Here is a 16191-nt window from a genome sequence, read left to right on the forward strand (position 1 = left end):
GTTTTTGTCGAAAAGGGGAATTGTTTTCTGTATCTTTGCGCCCATAATGAATAAATATGTTTGTAGAATTCAGTAGTTTATCAGAAGAGGCAAAAGTTTGGGTATATCCATCAAGTAGAAAATTTTACCCACAAGAAATTGACGGGCTAAAAGAAAAGTTACAAGGTTTTGTAGACGGGTGGAAGTCTGAAGATGCTGATTTCAAAGCTTCTTTTGAACTGAAATATGATCGTTTCATTATTTTTTCTGTTGAAGAAGGTTCAGTATTAACGAATGCAGATATTGATAAACAAGTAGCATTTATTTTACAACTACAACAAGAATACGAAGTAGAGTTGTTAGATAAGATGAATGTGTGTTTTAAGCAAGGAGAATTTATTCAGTACAAAGACGTTAAAGAATTTAAAAAGTTGCTTAAAAAGAAGTCTGTATCAGCTAAAACAATAGTTTTTGATAATTTGGTACAAACTAAAATAGAATTAGAAAATTACTGGGAAGTGCCAATTACAGAAAGTTGGTATAGTCGATTTTTGTAACATTATTGTTTTTTTTCGTCCTATAGTAAAGTAATTACTATGGCAGGAGAGGGACATATGAGTAAAATTAGTTCAACTTTAAGAGAAAATAAGAAGAGTTTACTGGATAGAAAAAGGCTATTTAAAAATAAACAGAATTATACAGGCAATAATAATAACTTAAAATTTGTAAAAGTTCCTGAAGAAGAACTAGAAAAGATAAAAGAAAAAATCAGAATCAAAGCAAAAAAAGACAAAAAAAGACTGAACCTTATAATGGTCTTTACTACTTTATTAATTGTTGCTCTTTTTTATTACTTGTTTTAAATTTCTTTATTAGTTTTTTATACCTACTCATTATGAGTTAGCTTTTCTATAAATTCATCAACACTTAACGCATTATCTACAGAAAAATCTCCAATTTTAGTTCTTCTTAAAACAGATAAATGTGCTCCAGAATTTAAAGCTTTCCCATAATCGTTAGCAATAGAACGAATATAAGTTCCTTTACTACATACGATTCTAAACTCAACATTAGGTAAATCAATTTTAGTGATCTCAAACTCGTTAATTTCTACTTCACGAGCTTTAATTTCAGTAGTTTCACCTTTGCGGGCTAATTCATATAAACGTTTTCCATCTTTTTTAATAGCAGAAAAAATAGGTGGTTTTTGCTGAATTTTACCAATAAACTGTTCTGTAGTTTTGTGTAGTAATTCTTCTGTTATATGTTCTGTAGGAAACGTCTCGTTAATCTCGGTTTCTAAATCGTAACTTGGTGTTGTAGCACCAACAACAAACGTACCTGTATATTCTTTTACCTGTCCCTGATATTCGTTGATGTTTTTGGTTTGTTTGCCAGTACAAATAATTAACAAACCAGTCGCCAAGGGATCAAGCGTTCCAGCATGTCCTACTTTAATTTTTTTAATATCAAAACGTTTACGAATATGCCAGCGAAGTTTATTTACTACTTGAAAAGAAGTCCATTCTAAAGGTTTGTCAATTAATAAAACCTGTCCGTTTTTGTAATCTTCTGCAGTCATCTAGAAAAATAAAGAATAGCCAATGGCAATTAAACCTACAATAGCACAGTATAAAGAGAAGTATGATAATTTACTCTTCTTAACTAAAGCTATCATCCAAGTACACGCTAATAATCCTGAGATAAAAGCAGCAATAAACCCAGCAGATAAAGGAACAATTTCTGAACTCTGAAAATTAATATCTCCACTTAAAATATCTTTAGCTACTTTTCCTAAAATTAGTGGTACCACCATTAAAAATGAAAAACGAGCAGCTTTAGTTCTGTCTACACCTAATAACACAGATGTTGAAATAGTAGCTCCCGAACGTGAAATTCCAGGTAACATAGCGATTGCTTGAGAGATTCCTATAATTACAGAACTTTTAAAAGAAACACTTTTGTTAGTGTTCTTAGCTTTATCAGCTAATAAAAGCAATACAGCAGTTACTAAAAGCATGAAACCTACTAATAAAATTTTTCCTCCAAAAAAGCTTTCCAATTCCTTTTCAAAAGCTAAACCAATTACCACAGCAGGAATCATAGAAAGAATAATTTTTACAGAAAATTGCATTTCCTCATTCCATTTAAACTGAAATAATCCTCTAAAAATTTCAGCAATTTCTTTTCTAAACACTACAATGGTACTTAATGCTGTCGCAGCATGTAAAACTACGGTGAAAGTTAAGCTCTCTTGAGGCACAGAAGTGTCTCCAAATAAAGCTTTAGCTAATTCTAAATGACCACTAGAGGATACAGGTAAAAATTCAGTAAGACCCTGGATAATTCCAAGGATAATTGCTTCTAATAAATCCATGCTTATTTTTTAGGATTGGCAAAAATAGCATAAATTTCTATACCTAATCCGATAATTACTAAGGTAGGAGCTAAACGAATTCTACGCCAACTATATATTTCTGGATTGAATACATTAGGATCATCACTACCGCCACCTGCCATTAAAATAAAGCCTAAGGCAATTACAGCGATACCAATAAGCATAATGATATAATTTCGTTTACCGAATAGAAATTCTTGTTTTGGTGAATTGTCTTTTTTCATAAATATTTTAGTAATACAAATCGTTAGTTTGTAAATTTAAGAATCGTTGTGTAGCAAAGAAGGTACTAATCCACGTAATAAAAAATGCAATAAGTATAACTCCACCAGCCACATACCCTAAAGCAACGTAATCTGTGAGTAGTTCTAATGTAGGGATGTATTTGTCTACATAATAAATTAAAATACCTAATCCGCTTATTGCTATAAAAGCTCCTAATAATCCTAGTTTTATACTTTGCCAAATAAAAGGTTTACGAATAAAGCTTTTTGTAGCACCTACCATTTGCATGGTTTTTATATTGAATCGTTTTGAGTAAATCGATAATCGGATAGAACTGTTTATTAGAATAATAGCAACCAATCCGAAAAAACCACTTAACACCAATAACCAAAAGCTAATGCGTTGGATGTTTTTGGTAAGTAATTGCACTAATGGTTTGTCATAACTTACTTCGGCAACAAATTTATTTTTATCAAAAGATTTTTCAAGCTCACTCATTTTTTCAGGAGTCACAAAATCTGCTTTCAGATAAATGTCTATTCCATTTTTTAACGGATTATCTCCCAAAAACTGTAAAAAATCTTCGCCTAAATCTTTTTTATATTCTTTGGCAGCATCTTCTTTAGAAATGTAAACCACTTTATTAACAAACTCTTCTTTTTTAATAGATTCTTTAAGAGTATTGATGTTTTTATCAGCAACTTCATCTTTTAAGAAAAGCGTCATAACTACTTTTTCCTTAAAATGATTCGCAACTTTTGTTGATTTTAAAAGGACTAGGCCCAAAACACCAATCATAAAAAGTACAAGTGCAATACTTACTACTACAGATATGTATGAAGATTGTAATCGGCGTTTTTGAAAAGAATCAAAAGAGGTTGTCATTAGTAAATACTGATTTTAAGGCGTTGCAAGATACAAATATTTAATTTTTAAATAGTTCCTATTCTTCTATCTCTTGGCATAACTCAATAAGTACACCATTAGTAGTTTTAGGATGTAAAAAAGCTACTAGTTTATTATCGGCTCCTTTTTTAGGAGTTTCATTCAAAACTATGAAACCTTCACCTTGTAAACGCTTAATTTCTTCTTTTATGTTATCAACCGCAAAAGCAATATGATGAATTCCTTCTCCCTTTTTTTCTATAAACTTTGCTATAGGGCTGTCAGGCTTTGTAGCTTCCAATAATTCAATTTTATTAGGTCCTGATTTAAAAAATGAAGTTTTTACACCTTCGCTAGCAACTTCTTCAATTTTATAATGTGATTCTCCAAAAAGAGAAGCAAATAACGAGTTAGATTTTTCTAAATCTTTAACGGCTATACCAATATGTTCGATTTTGTTCATAAGGTAAAAGTAAAAAATATAGCGAACTATCTATAAACTTTCTATTGCTATTTTCTCAGCCATTATAATAAGTACATCCGATTGGTTTATCATTGAAAGTATTTGTGAACTAATCCCTTTGAGTTGTTCGTGATTGCAACAAAATCTCCAAAGTTGTTCTAGGAATTGTGTAAAATCTTCATTTGTGTCGTATTTAAACTGTTTGGTTTGGTAAATTACAGCTAAAAGTTGCTCTATTAAGGTTGTTGAATTATCTAAAATGGTAGCATAGGGAGTGTATACTTCCCATAAGTCTTGTTGAGCTTCTGTTAATGTTGATGCTCCTAATTGTAGAATCTCTTTTTTCTTATTTCTACTATTTGGGATGAATGAACTTAACATGGCTCTTTTAACTGCAAATTTTGATGACTCTGGTAAGTTAAGTGCTTTTAAAACTTCTTCTGTAGCTAACAACCAATCGCGAATATTTTTAGTGCTTTGTGTATTTTTTTTCTCAATTTGATTCGCCAATTCATGTATTTCATTCAATTGAGTTTTGAGTTGATTGGTTATTTTTGTAATTGATTTTCTCATAACTATTCTGGTAATAGTTTGGTTTCCCTTACACCATCTTCATTTTCTGAGGTATACCACTCCATGCCTTCTTCATTTAAGGTCATTTTAATCTGAACTATATTTTCAGGTTTGATTTCGTTTAGTTTATGAGCTTCTACAATAACTTTTGTGTTTTTTTGAGTTATCTGCCTACTTTTAATAGATGGTCTTAATTCTGAGTTAAGTTTCTTAACTAATACATCATAACTAACTTTTTCATTATAAATAGAAATGAATTCTTCAGATAATTGTTGTGAAAATCTTGATAGTACAGAGTCAATTTCTCCAGTTGCTTTTATGTTTTTTTCAAGTTCATCTGTTCTTTGTGCTATTATTGAGCGAAGAAAAGTAGACGTTTTTCTATCAAAAGCAGTGATTTTTGAAGCATCTTTTAAAATTGTATAGGTTTGCGAATTGAAAGAAATATTGTCAATAGGTTCATAATCGGCCTCATAAGTCTCTTCTAATTCTCCAATCGCTACAGGAATTGTAAGTTCAATATTTTGCGCTTTAAAACGAGGGATAGAAAAATGTTTCAAGAGTTCATGACGTGAAAACTTCTCAGCAATCTCTAAAGATTTCAAATCAGACATTAAACGTGCTTCTGCAATGCTGGTGGCGATTCCACCTAAATATTCATTTAAATTTACCATAATAAAAAGTTTTTAAAAAGAGGTTGTACGGTTTGGTACGGTACAACCTCGTTATAAATGTTAAGCTACAGCAGCAATACTGTCCTCTAACATATTTAAGATTCTACTTAATCCTTCAGGTAATTCGTCGTTTACAGCACGAACTTTTACACCAAGGTTATATGTTTTATCTACCTTAACGCCTTGAGAGGTGTTTCTTTTGTATGAAGCAGATGCTTTAAAGTTTACGATTTTGTAATTGATTCCTAATTCTGCACTAGCAGCAAACTCAGAAGATACGTTTCTCGTTTCAGTAGAGCTTAAACGAGCATTAAAATCAATGTTTACTTCATCAATACGAATTGATGGAATGGTAAGCATCGTTAAAAATGGTACTTTGATTTCAATTTCGCTTTTTATGAATTTTAGATTGTCAGGACCAATGGCTTCATTTGGATCGTAATCAGGGTTAGGTACTGATTTTTCATATTGAAAATCAACATAACGTAATGAATCTGGATTAGCAGGATCATTGTCTTTTTCAAAACCTACTTCTTTAATAAAATTTACAGTGGCCATAGAAGCTGCTGTTTGTGCTTGTATTGCAGCTTGTAAAGGACCTCCAACATATACATTGAAGTCTAAACTGTTTAATTCTGGAACTAAATTTGGCATATTTTTTATTTTGTGTACCTACTCTGTTTATTATGAGGCTTTTCGGTTGTCGCCTAGTATTTCGAAATAACTGAAGGCAAAATTGAAAGAAATCTAAAGTATATTTTCGAGGAGTAGAACTGTAAAAAAAATGTAATAGCCCTAGGTTTTAAAGGTGGTTTTTCTCCTGTATATTTTAGGGAATAAAAGTTTTTGTTTTGTATAGTTATTGTTATTAGATTTGAAATGTTATGAAAAATTTAATAAAAATCACTTCTCTACAATCTTATATTACAGATTATTTATGTGTTTTTGAAAATTATGAGTAAAGATTTTAAGAACACTTTTTTAATATTCCAAGTAAAAACTCTTTTTCTGTAGTAAAATTAGTGTAGAAAGGATGTTTAACTTTTTTTACAAGAAAAAAACAAGAGTTTAAGCCATGAAAAAGGAATAGTTAAAACATTTGTAGAGACAAGGGGTTTTTCCTGTTTGTGGATTGTAGAATCTTGAGTAACCAGTTGATAACTCCGGTTTTAAAGGGTTTCTGTACGATTCTGTTTTTTTTATTAAGAAATAAGCCGTTATATTTAGAAAATCAAAAAATCAATTTTATTATGAAAAACACTAACCAACTTAAATTATTATTGTTAACTCTTGTAATGAGTTTTGCTATTTCATGTGATAAGATAAATGGCAATAAATGTGATTGTGATGATTGGCAGTCTCAAGTGCCAGAAGGTACTTTTTGTTACTCTGATGAAGGAAGAACAAAAGAAATGCTAAACTACAAGGAAGTTATTCAAATGCTGTCAAGCTATGATAGAACAAGAATAGCTCCACTAGAAGAAGCTTTAGGATATGAAGATACACGTGCAAACACATTCGATTTTGTACAGTTTAAAAAGTATTTAGGACACGTAGAAAACCTTAGTAAAAAAGCAAAAATTAAAATTACGGGAATTAGTTTTATATCTACAGCTAAAGAAAATCATAACGATACCGGAAAAAGTTATAGTAGTTTAATTTACATTCCTACAACTACAATTGATGGAAAGCAAATAGCTTTTGACCCTGTACAATCTGCAAAACAAGGGAAATTAGTAACGTTTAAAGAAATGCTAGCAAAACACGGGTATAAATGGATATATAATACAAGAGAAGAGTTTGAAAAAGGGAAGAGAGATGATTATAATTATAGAATGAAAACAGTAAGAGAAAATAAAGCTGGGTTTATGTTTGCTTTACCTCAAGATGATGAGTTGTTAAGTGGAGCAGGGAATCATGGACATTTAGAACCGCCTTATTAATACACTATTAAGAATGATATCTTTATTTGATGTTCCTTTATATTCTCAGCTCGTCGTAGCTTTCTTAAGTATTCTTTTCTATATGAAAAAAAGAACTCTTTTTTTGAAGTTATTGATGCTGTTTTTAGTAATGACATTAATAGTTGAATTAATGGGGGTATATCTAAGTAGAATAAAGAAACCAAATTTTTGGATGTATCATTTTTATACTGTTTTTGAATATTTTACACTGTTTTATCTTTTTAAAAGTGTTCTAAAGGATAAAAAAACTTTAAAGTTTTCTTACATCCTTCTGTTTTTACTTGTAGTTGTTTGGTGTGTTACTTTTGTTAATAGAGATTACTTTAATTATGCAGTTATAATAGGTTCATTTAATGTAGGAGTATTAGTCTTTTTATATTTACAAGAACTCTTATTATCTGACGAAATAATAAACTACAAAAGATTGTTGCCTTTTTGGGTGTCAGTAGGGCTTATTGTTTTTCATTTGCCAGCAATTCCATTTTTTAGTTTTTGGAATTATATGAAAAATAAAGATTTATTACCGATTTTACACTCGTTAATTGTTTTAATGAATATCATTATATCTTTTGGATTAATATGGAGCAACAAGAAGGTAGAATATTAATAGTTACTACAATAGTAATAGTCATTATTATCATTTTTTTAGTGACATTATTTACGGTATTTCAACGTCGTAAAAATAAGCTGTTGCAAGAAAGAGATAAAAATAAAAAACGTTACGAAAGAGAGATTGCCGAGGCTCAGATAGAAATAAGAGAAGAGACTTTAAGGAATATTAGTTGGGAGTTGCACGATAATATAGGACAACTCCTAACTTTAGCTAAAATACAGTTACAACACGCTTCTCCTGAAAATATGGGAGAAATATCTGAAATTATAGCAAAAAGCTTAACGGAAGTAAGAGCGCTGTCAAAAATTATTAATCCTGATTTTATAAATAATATAAAACTAAAAGATGCACTAAATTTAGAAGTAGAGCGATTTAATAGGCTAAATTATATTGATGCTAGGTTAACAATTACAGGAGAAGAACAAGAGATTAATCAAAAGCACGGAATAGTTATTTTTAGAATCCTTCAAGAGTTTTTTTCTAATACTATAAAGCATTCTAAAGCATCTAAATTAGAAGTTTTTTTAAGTTATAAGGAAAACTCAATAGAAGTAAAAGCTCAAGATAATGGGGTGGGTTTTGACATGGAAAGAGCTAGGTTTAAAGGCTTAGGATTGCAGAATATAAAAGCGAGAGCAAAACTAATTAATGCAGAAACAAAGTTTATGTCAGAGCCTCAAAAAGGCACAAGTTTAATAATAAATTACTATATTTAAAGAACCTTAGTGTATTTCCCCAACAACTAATAACCAATATAACCCATGAAATTATGAAATACTCAGTTGTTGTTGTAGATGATCATACGTTATTGTCACAAGCTATTGAAGGTATGGTAAATACTTTTGATAAATTTAAGGTGCTTTACACTTGCAAAAATGGTAAAGAAGTTGAAGAGAAGTTTTTAGCATCACCCAAAAACATACCAGATTTAGTTTTAGTTGATGTTAATATGCCTGTGATGAATGGTATTGAGACTACAGAATGGATAGTAAATAACTATCCTCAAGTTCATGTTATGGCGCTGTCTGTAGAAGATGCTGACGGTACTATTTTAAAAATGTTAAAAGCAGGTGCTGTAGGGTACTTGTTAAAAGATACTAAAAAAGAAATCCTAGAGAAAGCGTTGTTAGAAATGATGGATAACGGATTTTATCACACAAAAAATGTTACCACATTATTATTAGACTCCGTTTCAGGAAAGAACTCACGAAATAACTTAGCGTTTAAGGATAATGAAATAACTTTTATGAAGTTAGCATGCTCTGAATTGACGTATAAGGAAATTGCTGAAAAAATGTTTTTAAGTCCAAAAACTATAGACGGTTATCGAGATAGTTTATTTACTAAGCTAAATGTAAGAAATAGAGTGGGCTTAGTTATGTATGCCATAAAAAATAAAATTTACACTCCGTAATTTTATGCTTAAATTTGCAACATGGAAGAAACAAATAGACAACGAAAAATAGCAGGAGTGTTGCAACAGGATTTGGTAGACGTTTTACAACGTGCTGCTCAAGATGGAATGAAGGGAGTGATTATATCGGTTTCTAAAGTTTCTGTTACTGCCGATTTAGGAGTAGCAAAAGTATACTTAAGTGTATTCCCTTCTGAAAAAAGAGATGAAATTATTGAAGGAGTAAAATCTAATACACCTTTAATTCGTCATGAATTAGCACAACGAACAAAAAATCAATTACGAAGAATGCCAGAATTGTTGTTCTTTGGAGATGATAGTTTGGATTATATAGAAGAGATTGACAAGTCTTTAAAAGGAAAAGACGTAGACCCTATAAAAAATCCAGATGTTTTGCCTCGTCGTCAAAAACGTTAATAATTTTTGTTACTTTGGCTAGCTAAATTTATTAATGCTTGAACTTCCCTTTATACATAGCTAAGAGATACTTGTTTTCAAAAACAAGTACTAATGCAATTAATATAATCACAGCAATTGCTGTTTTTGGTGTTGTAGTGGGCACCTTGGCTTTGTTTGTTGTATTGTCTGGTTTTTCAGGATTAAAAACGTTTAGTGATTCATTACTTAATGCTTCTGATCCAGATATAAAAATTACCGCATCTAAGGGGAAGACTTTTCTGTATTCTCAAAAAATAGATAGTATTTTACAGCAAAATAAAGAGATAGAAGCTGCTTCGAAAGTAGTGGAAGAGCGTGTGTTTTTAAAATACAAAAACAAAGAACATATAGCTCAAATTAAAGGAGTAGACTCTAATTATTCAAAAATTATTCCGACAGATTCTTTGCTGACAGTAGGAACTTGGATTGACGAAGAATATAAGAATACAGCAGTAGTAGGGTATGGGATATCGTATAAATTATCATTAGGGATTTTTAATTTTGGAGAAGCACTTCAAATTTTAGTACCTAAACCAGGAAAAGGATTTATTAATGCTAATAATGCTTTTCGATCTGTTTCAACACAAATAGTAGGTGTATATACAGGGTCGGAAGAATTTCAGAACAAATATGTGTTTACTGAAACTTCACTTGCTCAAGAACTGTTAGGATATAACGATAACCAAATTACAGGAGTTGAGCTTCGCTTAAAAAAAGACGTAGATCTTGATGCATTTCAAGAGAATTTACAAAGTGTTTTAGGAAATGAATTAAAAGTGCAAACTCGTGCGCAGTTAAATACTTTGTATTATAAAGTAATTAATACAGAAAACTTTATTTCATATTTAATCTTTACATTAATTGTTGCTATTGCTTTGTTTAATGTGATAGGATCAATCATTATGATGATTATCGATAAACGTCAAAACTTAAAAACTCTTTTTAATTTAGGAAGTAGTATAGATGATATAAAAAAGATATTTGTGCTACAAGGGTTTTTATTAACACTTGTAGGAATGGGGATAGGAATCGTTTTAGGTGTTATCCTTGTAATCATACAACAACGTTTTGAGCTGTTAATGATTACACAAAATCTAGCATATCCAGTAGAGTTTAAGTGGTTAAACTTATTGGTAGTAGTTATTACAATTTCAGCTTTAGGATATTTAGCAGCAAAAATCGCAAGTTCTAGAATTTCAAAAAGTTTTATTGAACGATAAAACGTAAACCTATCATCTATCCTATTTCAGGAATTGTTGCATTACCAAACTTAGTTTGTACTTCGTCAAAAGCAGCAAAAACATCTTTAGGGTCATCAGAAGTAACCATTTTCATTCTGTGTTCTTTAAAATGAGGAATTCCCTTAAAATAGTTTGTATAGTGTCTTCTTGTTTCTACAACGCCTAGATGTTCCCCTTTCCAGTCAATAGCCATTTCTAAATGACGACGAGCCATATCAACACGTTCAGAAATTGTTGGTTTAGATAAATGTTCACCAGTTTTAAAATAATGTTTTACCTCATTAAAAAACCAAGGATATCCAATAGAAGCACGACCAATCATACAACCATCTAATCCATATTTATCACGCATTTCCATGGCTTTTTCAGGAGAATCAACATCCCCATTTCCAAATACAGGAATATGCATTCTAGGATTATTTTTCACTTCAGCAATAGGAGCCCAGTCAGCATTACCTTTATACATTTGAGCACGTGTACGACCATGAATAGAGATAGCTTTACACCCAACATCTTGCAAACGTTCAGCAACTTCAATAATTCGAATAGAATCATGGTCCCAACCCAAACGAGTTTTTACAGTAATAGGTAAATTAGTATGTTTAACCATGGCCTCAGTAAGAGAAACCATTAAGTCAATATCTTTTAAAATTCCAGCCCCAGCCCCTTTAGAAACTACTTTCTTTACAGGACAACCAAAATTAATATCAATAATATCTGGATTCGTTTTTTCAACAATTTCAACCGAACGTAACATAGATTCTAGATTGGCGCCAAAAATTTGAATACCCACAGGGCGTTCTTTTTCGTAAATATCTAGCTTCATTACACTTTTAGCTGCATCACGAATCAATCCTTCCGAAGAAATAAATTCAGTATACACTACATCAGCACCATTTTCTTTACATAAAGCTCTAAACGGTGGATCACTCACATCTTCCATTGGCGCTAATAACAGCGGAAAATCAGGAAGTTCTATGTTACCTATTTTTACCATGCTGCAAAGTTACTTTTTTTTGAGTAATTACGTATATTTCGCTTTTTAACTCACAAACTTTTTTATTGGAACTACCTTTTGAACCTGTTTTATTTGGTTATATGGTTAATATTCATCTTGTTTTAGAATATTTAGCATTCTTTTTAGCCTTTCGTTATTATGTTTTCTTACGTAAGAAAAGAGAAGATTATATTTCTTCTAATAATAGGTTGTCAATTATTTTAGGGGCTGCAGCTGGAGCTTTAATTGGTTCTCGACTAGTTGGGATATTAGAAAATCCTTTAGTCACTTTTTCTACAAAAAACATGATTCAGATTTTAAATATTAAAACAATCATGGGAGGTTTATTTGGTGGTTTGTTAGGTGTTGAATTAGCAAAAAGAATAATTGGAGAAAAAAGGTCATCTGGTGATTTGTTTGTGCTTCCAATAATTGTGGGGATTTTTATAGGGAGGATTGGATGTTTCCTTTCAGGAATAAATGAGTTTACCTACGGAGTAGAAACTAAATTCTTTTTAGGAATGGATTTAGGGGATGGTGTTTTAAGACATCCAATAGCCTTGTATGAGTTGGTGTTTTTAATAATACTATTCATAAGTTTAAGATACCTACAAAAGGAATACGTTTTACAATCAGGAGAACTTTTTAAGTTTTTTATGTTGGCTTATTTTGGTTTTCGTTTTTTTATAGAGTTTTTAAAACCAAATACTTTCTTTATACTTGGTTTAAGTACTATTCAAATACTATGTATAGTTTGTTATGTATATTACACGAAATTTATAATTCAAAAAATAAAAAATGCCAGAAAGAAAATATAACTACTATGATTTTACATTGAGCTTATGTCCTGAATGTTTAAAAAGAGTAGATGCAAAAATTGTTTTTGAAGATGATAACGTTTATATGCTTAAACGCTGTAGAGAACATGGGAGCTCAAAAGTGTTAATAGCAGATGATATTGAATATTATAAAAACATCAGAAATTACAACAAACCCAGTGAGATGCCCTATACGTTTAATACAAAAACAGATTATGGATGTCCTTACGATTGTGGTTTATGTCCAGATCATGAACAACATTCATGTTTAACCGTTGTTGAGGTTACCGATAGATGTAACTTAACTTGCCCTACTTGTTATGCAGGTTCATCACCTACTTATGGGCGCCATCGAACATTAGAAGAAGTAAAAGCAATGTTGGATGCTGTGGTGAAAAATGAAAAAGAACCTGATGTGGTACAAATCAGTGGAGGAGAACCAACCATACATCCACAGTTTTGGGAAATTTTAGATTACGCAAAATCGCTTCCAATTAGGCATTTAATGTTGAATACTAACGGAATTAAAATAGCTAAAGACATTGTTTTTGCAGAACGATTGAAAACATATACGCCAGATTTTGAAGTTTACTTACAGTTTGATTCCTTTGAGGATAGTGTGCTAAGAGAGTTGAGAGGAGCAGATTTGAATAGTATTCGCAAGCAAGCACTTGATAACTTGAATAAGTTAAATCTATCAACAACTTTAGTAGTTACTCTTCAAAAAGGATTAAATGATCACGAAATAGGGAAAATTATCGATTATGCCTTGCAGCAAAAATGTGTGAGAGGAGTTACTTTTCAACCAACACAAATAGCAGGAAGGTTGGAAAGTTTTAATCCTGAAACTGATAGAATGACGCTTACTGAAGTAAGAAGAAAAATAATGGAGCAAACTGACGTTTTTAATGCTGACGATTTAATTCCAGTACCTTGTAATCCTGATGCTTTGGTAATGGGATATGCTCTTAAATTGGGAGGAGAAGTTTTTCCGTTAACTAGATATATTAACCCCAATGATTTGTTAGATAATAGTAAAAACACCATAATTTATGAGCAAGATGAAGCATTGCATGGGAAAATGATAGAGTTATTCAGTACAGGGAATTCTGTTGAAGTTGCAGAAGAAAATTTAAAATCAATAATGTGTTGTCTGCCTAATATTGATGCACCAGAGTTAGGGTACGATAATTTATTTAGAGTTATAATCATGCAGTTTATTGATGCTTATAATTTTGATGTACGAGCGGTAAAAAAATCATGCGTACATATAGTAAACAAAGACAATAAAATTATTCCTTTTGAAACAATGAATTTGTTTTATAGAGATGATAAAAAAGAGTATTTAGAAGAGTTAAGAAAAGAAATATAAGAAAAAGAATATGATATTTTTAGAAGTAGGTGACCTTTCAGGTTTATTCGTAATTATAGGCTTAATTATGTTTGGTCCACCCGTATTATTGGCTGTTATTGGCGCAGCTATCAGAAAAAAAAGTAAAACAGCCTCAAAAATATTTTACATACTAGCTGTTTTGTACCTGATAATCGGATTAGGTATATGTGGTGGTGTACTTAGTTAAATAAGTTAAAGAAGATGTTTAATTTTCGCTATTTATTTTGTTTGTAGTACCCTGCAAATAAAGTATCTTTGCAAATTACAAGTAGTTAGAATACGACGAATGAAGAACATAAGAAATTTTTGCATTATTGCACATATTGATCATGGTAAGAGTACTCTTGCCGATAGATTGTTAGATTTTACAGGATCGGTTACCGAGCGTGAAAAGCAAAACCAGTTGTTAGACAATATGGATTTAGAGCGTGAACGAGGTATTACCATTAAATCGCATGCTATCCAAATGGATTATGTTTATGAAGGAGAAAATTATATTCTAAACTTAATCGATACTCCAGGTCACGTAGATTTTTCTTATGAAGTTTCTCGTTCTATTGCAGCATGTGAAGGAGCATTATTAATTGTAGATGCGGCACAAAGTATTCAGGCGCAAACTATTTCTAACCTGTATTTGGCGTTAGAAAATGATTTGGAAATTATTCCAGTATTAAATAAAGTAGATTTACCTTCAGCAAACCCAGAGGAGGTAACAGATGATATTGTTGATTTATTAGGGTGTGAGCCAGAGGATGTAATTCACGCAAGTGGAAAAACAGGTTTTGGAGTAGATAATATCTTAAAGGCAATTATTGAAAAAATTCCTGCACCTAGTGGGAATCCTGATGCACCTTTAAAAGCATTGATTTTCGATTCAGTATACAATTCGTATCGTGGAATTGAAACCTACTTTAGAGTAATTGATGGTTCTATCAAAAAGAATCAACAAATAAAGTTTATGGCTACTGGTAGACAGTATGGAGCCGATGAGGTTGGAACTTTAAAACTAAGCCAAGTTGTAAAAAATGAGATTAAAACAGGTGATGTAGGGTATTTAATTACAGGAATTAAAGCAGCAAAGGAAGTAAAAGTAGGAGATACTATTACCGATTTTGCAAATCCAACTACTGATAGAATTGAAGGGTTTGAAGATGTAAAACCAATGGTATTCGCAGGAATTTACCCTGTAGATACTGAAGATTATGAGGAGTTACGCGCTTCAATGGAAAAGCTGCAATTAAATGATGCTTCCTTGGTATTTCAACCAGAAAGTTCAGCAGCACTTGGGTTTGGTTTCCGATGTGGATTCTTAGGTATGTTACACATGGAAATTATTCAAGAGCGTCTAGAACGTGAATTTAATATGACGGTAATTACTACGGTTCCTAACGTAAGTTACCATGCATTCACGAAGAAAAACCCTGATGAAGTTATTATAGTAAATAACCCATCAGATTTACCAGATCCTTCAAAATTAGATAGAGTAGAAGAGCCATTTATTAAAGCTTCAATCATTACAAAGGCTGATTTCGTAGGACAAGTAATGTCGCTTTGTATTGAAAAACGCGGACAAATTGTAAATCAAACCTATTTAACTCCAGAGAGAGTGGAGTTAATTTTTGATATGCCATTGGCAGAAATCGTTTTTGACTTTTACGATAGGTTAAAAACCGTATCTAAAGGATATGCGTCGTTCGATTACCATCCAATAGGAATGCAAAAATCGAAGTTAGTTCGTGTAGATATGTTACTTAATGGACAAATCGTTGATGCGCTTTCAGCTTTATTACATGATAGTAATGCGTATTCAATAGGAAAACGTATATGTGAGAAGTTAAAAGAACTGATTCCGCGACAACAATTTGATATTCCTATTCAAGCAGCAATTGGAGCAAAAATTATTGCTCGTGAAACTGTAAAAGCTTTACGTAAAGATGTAACTGCAAAATGTTACGGAGGAGATATTTCTCGTAAACGTAAGCTTTTAGAAAAGCAGAAAAAAGGTAAAAAACGCATGCGCCAAGTAGGAAATGTAGAAATTCCACAGCAAGCGTTTATGGCGGTATTGAAGTTGAATGACTAGTTTTTTTAGAAACTAGAATAGAGTGACAAGAAC

21 protein-coding genes are annotated in these 16191 nt (G+C 31.4%); 12 read left to right on the forward strand and 9 right to left on the reverse strand.

What is annotated here, in order from left to right; translation table 11 throughout:
- Positions 1–56: 56 nt before the first annotated feature.
- Together ACKTTR_RS01930 and ACKTTR_RS01935 are read left to right on the forward strand one after the other, a co-directional pair.
- Positions 57–536, forward strand: coding sequence for an ABC transporter ATPase (locus tag ACKTTR_RS01930; protein WP_408026273.1), 480 nt, complete (start codon positions 57–59; stop codon positions 534–536).
- A 57-nt stretch (positions 537–593) separates the two neighbouring features.
- Positions 594–842 (forward strand): hypothetical protein, encoded by a 249-nt coding sequence (locus ACKTTR_RS01935; protein ID WP_408026274.1) that lies wholly within the window; start codon positions 594–596, stop codon positions 840–842.
- A gap of 23 nt (positions 843–865) precedes the next feature.
- Here the strand turns inward: ACKTTR_RS01935 and truB are convergent, their stop codons facing one another.
- Genes truB through ACKTTR_RS01975 form a run of 8 tightly spaced genes read right to left on the reverse strand, consistent with a single transcriptional unit; the run spans position 866 to position 5851 of the window.
- Positions 866–1561 (reverse strand): tRNA pseudouridine(55) synthase TruB, encoded by a 696-nt coding sequence (truB, locus tag ACKTTR_RS01940; RefSeq protein WP_408026275.1) that lies wholly within the window; start codon positions 1559–1561, stop codon positions 866–868.
- Entirely contained in the window at positions 1562–2356 is a 795-nt protein-coding gene (locus tag ACKTTR_RS01945; RefSeq protein ID WP_408026276.1) for an undecaprenyl-diphosphate phosphatase, read from the reverse strand.
- Positions 2357–2358: 2 nt separating this feature from the next.
- The gene (locus ACKTTR_RS01950; RefSeq protein WP_047789969.1) at positions 2359–2601 is read right to left on the reverse strand and encodes a DUF3098 domain-containing protein; all 243 of its coding nucleotides are present in this window, start codon (positions 2599–2601) and stop codon (positions 2359–2361) included.
- A 7-nt stretch (positions 2602–2608) separates the two neighbouring features.
- Entirely contained in the window at positions 2609–3487 is an 879-nt protein-coding gene (locus ACKTTR_RS01955; protein WP_408026277.1) for a cell division protein FtsX, read from the reverse strand.
- Positions 3488–3545: 58 nt separating this feature from the next.
- Positions 3546–3950, reverse strand: a complete 405-nt coding sequence (gene mce, locus ACKTTR_RS01960) for a methylmalonyl-CoA epimerase (protein ID WP_408026278.1) — start codon at positions 3948–3950, stop codon at positions 3546–3548.
- A 30-nt stretch (positions 3951–3980) separates the two neighbouring features.
- On the reverse strand, positions 3981–4523 hold the full coding sequence (locus ACKTTR_RS01965; RefSeq protein WP_408026279.1) for a hypothetical protein: 543 nt from the start codon (positions 4521–4523) through the stop codon (positions 3981–3983).
- 2 nt (positions 4524–4525) lie between these two features.
- On the reverse strand, positions 4526–5197 hold the full coding sequence (locus ACKTTR_RS01970) for a hypothetical protein (protein ID WP_408026280.1): 672 nt from the start codon (positions 5195–5197) through the stop codon (positions 4526–4528).
- A gap of 60 nt (positions 5198–5257) precedes the next feature.
- Positions 5258–5851, reverse strand: a complete 594-nt coding sequence (locus tag ACKTTR_RS01975) for a DUF2589 domain-containing protein (RefSeq protein ID WP_408026281.1) — start codon at positions 5849–5851, stop codon at positions 5258–5260.
- A 596-nt stretch (positions 5852–6447) separates the two neighbouring features.
- On the opposite strand from ACKTTR_RS01975, the gene ACKTTR_RS01980 reads away from it, so the two are divergent.
- The 6 genes from ACKTTR_RS01980 to ACKTTR_RS02005 all read left to right on the forward strand — a co-directional run bounded on the left by ACKTTR_RS01980 (position 6448) and on the right by ACKTTR_RS02005 (position 10846).
- The gene (locus ACKTTR_RS01980) at positions 6448–7140 is read left to right on the forward strand and encodes a hypothetical protein (protein WP_408026282.1); all 693 of its coding nucleotides are present in this window, start codon (positions 6448–6450) and stop codon (positions 7138–7140) included.
- 82 nt (positions 7141–7222) lie between these two features.
- Complete coding sequence (locus ACKTTR_RS01985) at positions 7223–7768, forward strand: hypothetical protein (RefSeq protein WP_408026283.1); 546 nt, start codon at positions 7223–7225, stop codon at positions 7766–7768.
- On the forward strand, positions 7741–8490 hold the full coding sequence (locus ACKTTR_RS01990) for a sensor histidine kinase (protein WP_408026284.1): 750 nt from the start codon (positions 7741–7743) through the stop codon (positions 8488–8490). Before ACKTTR_RS01985 ends, ACKTTR_RS01990 begins: the two co-directional genes overlap by 28 nt.
- A gap of 50 nt (positions 8491–8540) precedes the next feature.
- On the forward strand, positions 8541–9188 hold the full coding sequence (locus ACKTTR_RS01995; RefSeq protein WP_099215718.1) for a response regulator transcription factor: 648 nt from the start codon (positions 8541–8543) through the stop codon (positions 9186–9188).
- A gap of 21 nt (positions 9189–9209) precedes the next feature.
- A complete protein-coding gene (gene rbfA / locus ACKTTR_RS02000; protein ID WP_121146264.1) occupies positions 9210–9605 on the forward strand; it encodes a 30S ribosome-binding factor RbfA in 396 nt (131 codons plus the stop codon).
- 38 nt (positions 9606–9643) lie between these two features.
- Complete coding sequence (locus ACKTTR_RS02005; RefSeq protein ID WP_408026285.1) at positions 9644–10846, forward strand: ABC transporter permease; 1203 nt, start codon at positions 9644–9646, stop codon at positions 10844–10846.
- A 16-nt stretch (positions 10847–10862) separates the two neighbouring features.
- On the opposite strand, the gene dusB is transcribed toward ACKTTR_RS02005, so the two are convergent.
- On the reverse strand, positions 10863–11864 hold the full coding sequence (gene dusB / locus ACKTTR_RS02010) for a tRNA dihydrouridine synthase DusB (RefSeq protein WP_408026286.1): 1002 nt from the start codon (positions 11862–11864) through the stop codon (positions 10863–10865).
- A 65-nt stretch (positions 11865–11929) separates the two neighbouring features.
- Here dusB and ACKTTR_RS02015 point away from each other — a divergent pair, with 65 nt between their 5' ends.
- The 4 genes from ACKTTR_RS02015 (at position 11930) to lepA (ending at position 16158) form a co-directional block, all read left to right on the forward strand.
- Positions 11930–12682: a prolipoprotein diacylglyceryl transferase gene (locus ACKTTR_RS02015; RefSeq protein ID WP_408026287.1), complete on the forward strand. Its 753-nt coding sequence runs from the start codon at positions 11930–11932 to the stop codon at positions 12680–12682.
- Entirely contained in the window at positions 12663–14054 is a 1392-nt protein-coding gene (locus ACKTTR_RS02020) for a radical SAM protein (protein ID WP_408026288.1), read from the forward strand. The genes ACKTTR_RS02015 and ACKTTR_RS02020 overlap by 20 nt, the downstream gene beginning before the upstream one ends.
- A 10-nt stretch (positions 14055–14064) precedes the next feature.
- Positions 14065–14262, forward strand: coding sequence for a hypothetical protein (locus ACKTTR_RS02025; RefSeq protein WP_133537986.1), 198 nt, complete (start codon positions 14065–14067; stop codon positions 14260–14262).
- A 99-nt stretch (positions 14263–14361) separates the two neighbouring features.
- Positions 14362–16158 carry a translation elongation factor 4 gene (gene lepA / locus ACKTTR_RS02030; protein WP_408026289.1) on the forward strand — a complete coding sequence of 599 codons (1797 nt, stop codon included), beginning with the start codon at positions 14362–14364 and terminating at the stop codon, positions 16156–16158.
- Positions 16159–16191: the final 33 nt, after the last annotated feature.

It is taken from the genome of Tenacibaculum litoreum (assembly GCF_964513915.1).
In the GTDB taxonomy this organism is placed as follows: domain Bacteria; phylum Bacteroidota; class Bacteroidia; order Flavobacteriales; family Flavobacteriaceae; genus Polaribacter; species Polaribacter litoreum.

Excerpts from the sequence above, each read along its gene's own strand:
- ACKTTR_RS01990 (WP_408026284.1), top strand. The coding sequence starts at position 7,741 with ATGGAGCAACAAGAAGGTAGAATATTAATAGTTACTACAATAGTAATA.
- ACKTTR_RS02020 (WP_408026288.1), top strand. The coding sequence starts at position 12,663 with ATGCCAGAAAGAAAATATAACTACTATGATTTTACATTGAGCTTATGT.
- ACKTTR_RS02025 (WP_133537986.1), top strand. The coding sequence starts at position 14,065 with ATGATATTTTTAGAAGTAGGTGACCTTTCAGGTTTATTCGTAATTATA.
- truB (WP_408026275.1), bottom strand. The coding sequence starts at position 1,561 with ATGACTGCAGAAGATTACAAAAACGGACAGGTTTTATTAATTGACAAA.
- ACKTTR_RS01930 (WP_408026273.1), top strand. The coding sequence starts at position 57 with ATGTTTGTAGAATTCAGTAGTTTATCAGAAGAGGCAAAAGTTTGGGTA.
- ACKTTR_RS01950 (WP_047789969.1), bottom strand. The coding sequence starts at position 2,601 with ATGAAAAAAGACAATTCACCAAAACAAGAATTTCTATTCGGTAAACGA.
- ACKTTR_RS01965 (WP_408026279.1), bottom strand. The coding sequence starts at position 4,523 with ATGAGAAAATCAATTACAAAAATAACCAATCAACTCAAAACTCAATTG.
- dusB (WP_408026286.1), bottom strand. The coding sequence starts at position 11,864 with ATGGTAAAAATAGGTAACATAGAACTTCCTGATTTTCCGCTGTTATTA.
- ACKTTR_RS01980 (WP_408026282.1), top strand. The coding sequence starts at position 6,448 with ATGAAAAACACTAACCAACTTAAATTATTATTGTTAACTCTTGTAATG.
- ACKTTR_RS01935 (WP_408026274.1), top strand. The coding sequence starts at position 594 with ATGAGTAAAATTAGTTCAACTTTAAGAGAAAATAAGAAGAGTTTACTG.
- ACKTTR_RS01970 (WP_408026280.1), bottom strand. The coding sequence starts at position 5,197 with ATGGTAAATTTAAATGAATATTTAGGTGGAATCGCCACCAGCATTGCA.
- ACKTTR_RS01955 (WP_408026277.1), bottom strand. The coding sequence starts at position 3,487 with ATGACAACCTCTTTTGATTCTTTTCAAAAACGCCGATTACAATCTTCA.
- ACKTTR_RS01975 (WP_408026281.1), bottom strand. The coding sequence starts at position 5,851 with ATGCCAAATTTAGTTCCAGAATTAAACAGTTTAGACTTCAATGTATAT.
- lepA (WP_408026289.1), top strand. The coding sequence starts at position 14,362 with ATGAAGAACATAAGAAATTTTTGCATTATTGCACATATTGATCATGGT.
- ACKTTR_RS01985 (WP_408026283.1), top strand. The coding sequence starts at position 7,223 with ATGAAAAAAAGAACTCTTTTTTTGAAGTTATTGATGCTGTTTTTAGTA.
- rbfA (WP_121146264.1), top strand. The coding sequence starts at position 9,210 with ATGGAAGAAACAAATAGACAACGAAAAATAGCAGGAGTGTTGCAACAG.
- mce (WP_408026278.1), bottom strand. The coding sequence starts at position 3,950 with ATGAACAAAATCGAACATATTGGTATAGCCGTTAAAGATTTAGAAAAA.
- ACKTTR_RS01945 (WP_408026276.1), bottom strand. The coding sequence starts at position 2,356 with ATGGATTTATTAGAAGCAATTATCCTTGGAATTATCCAGGGTCTTACT.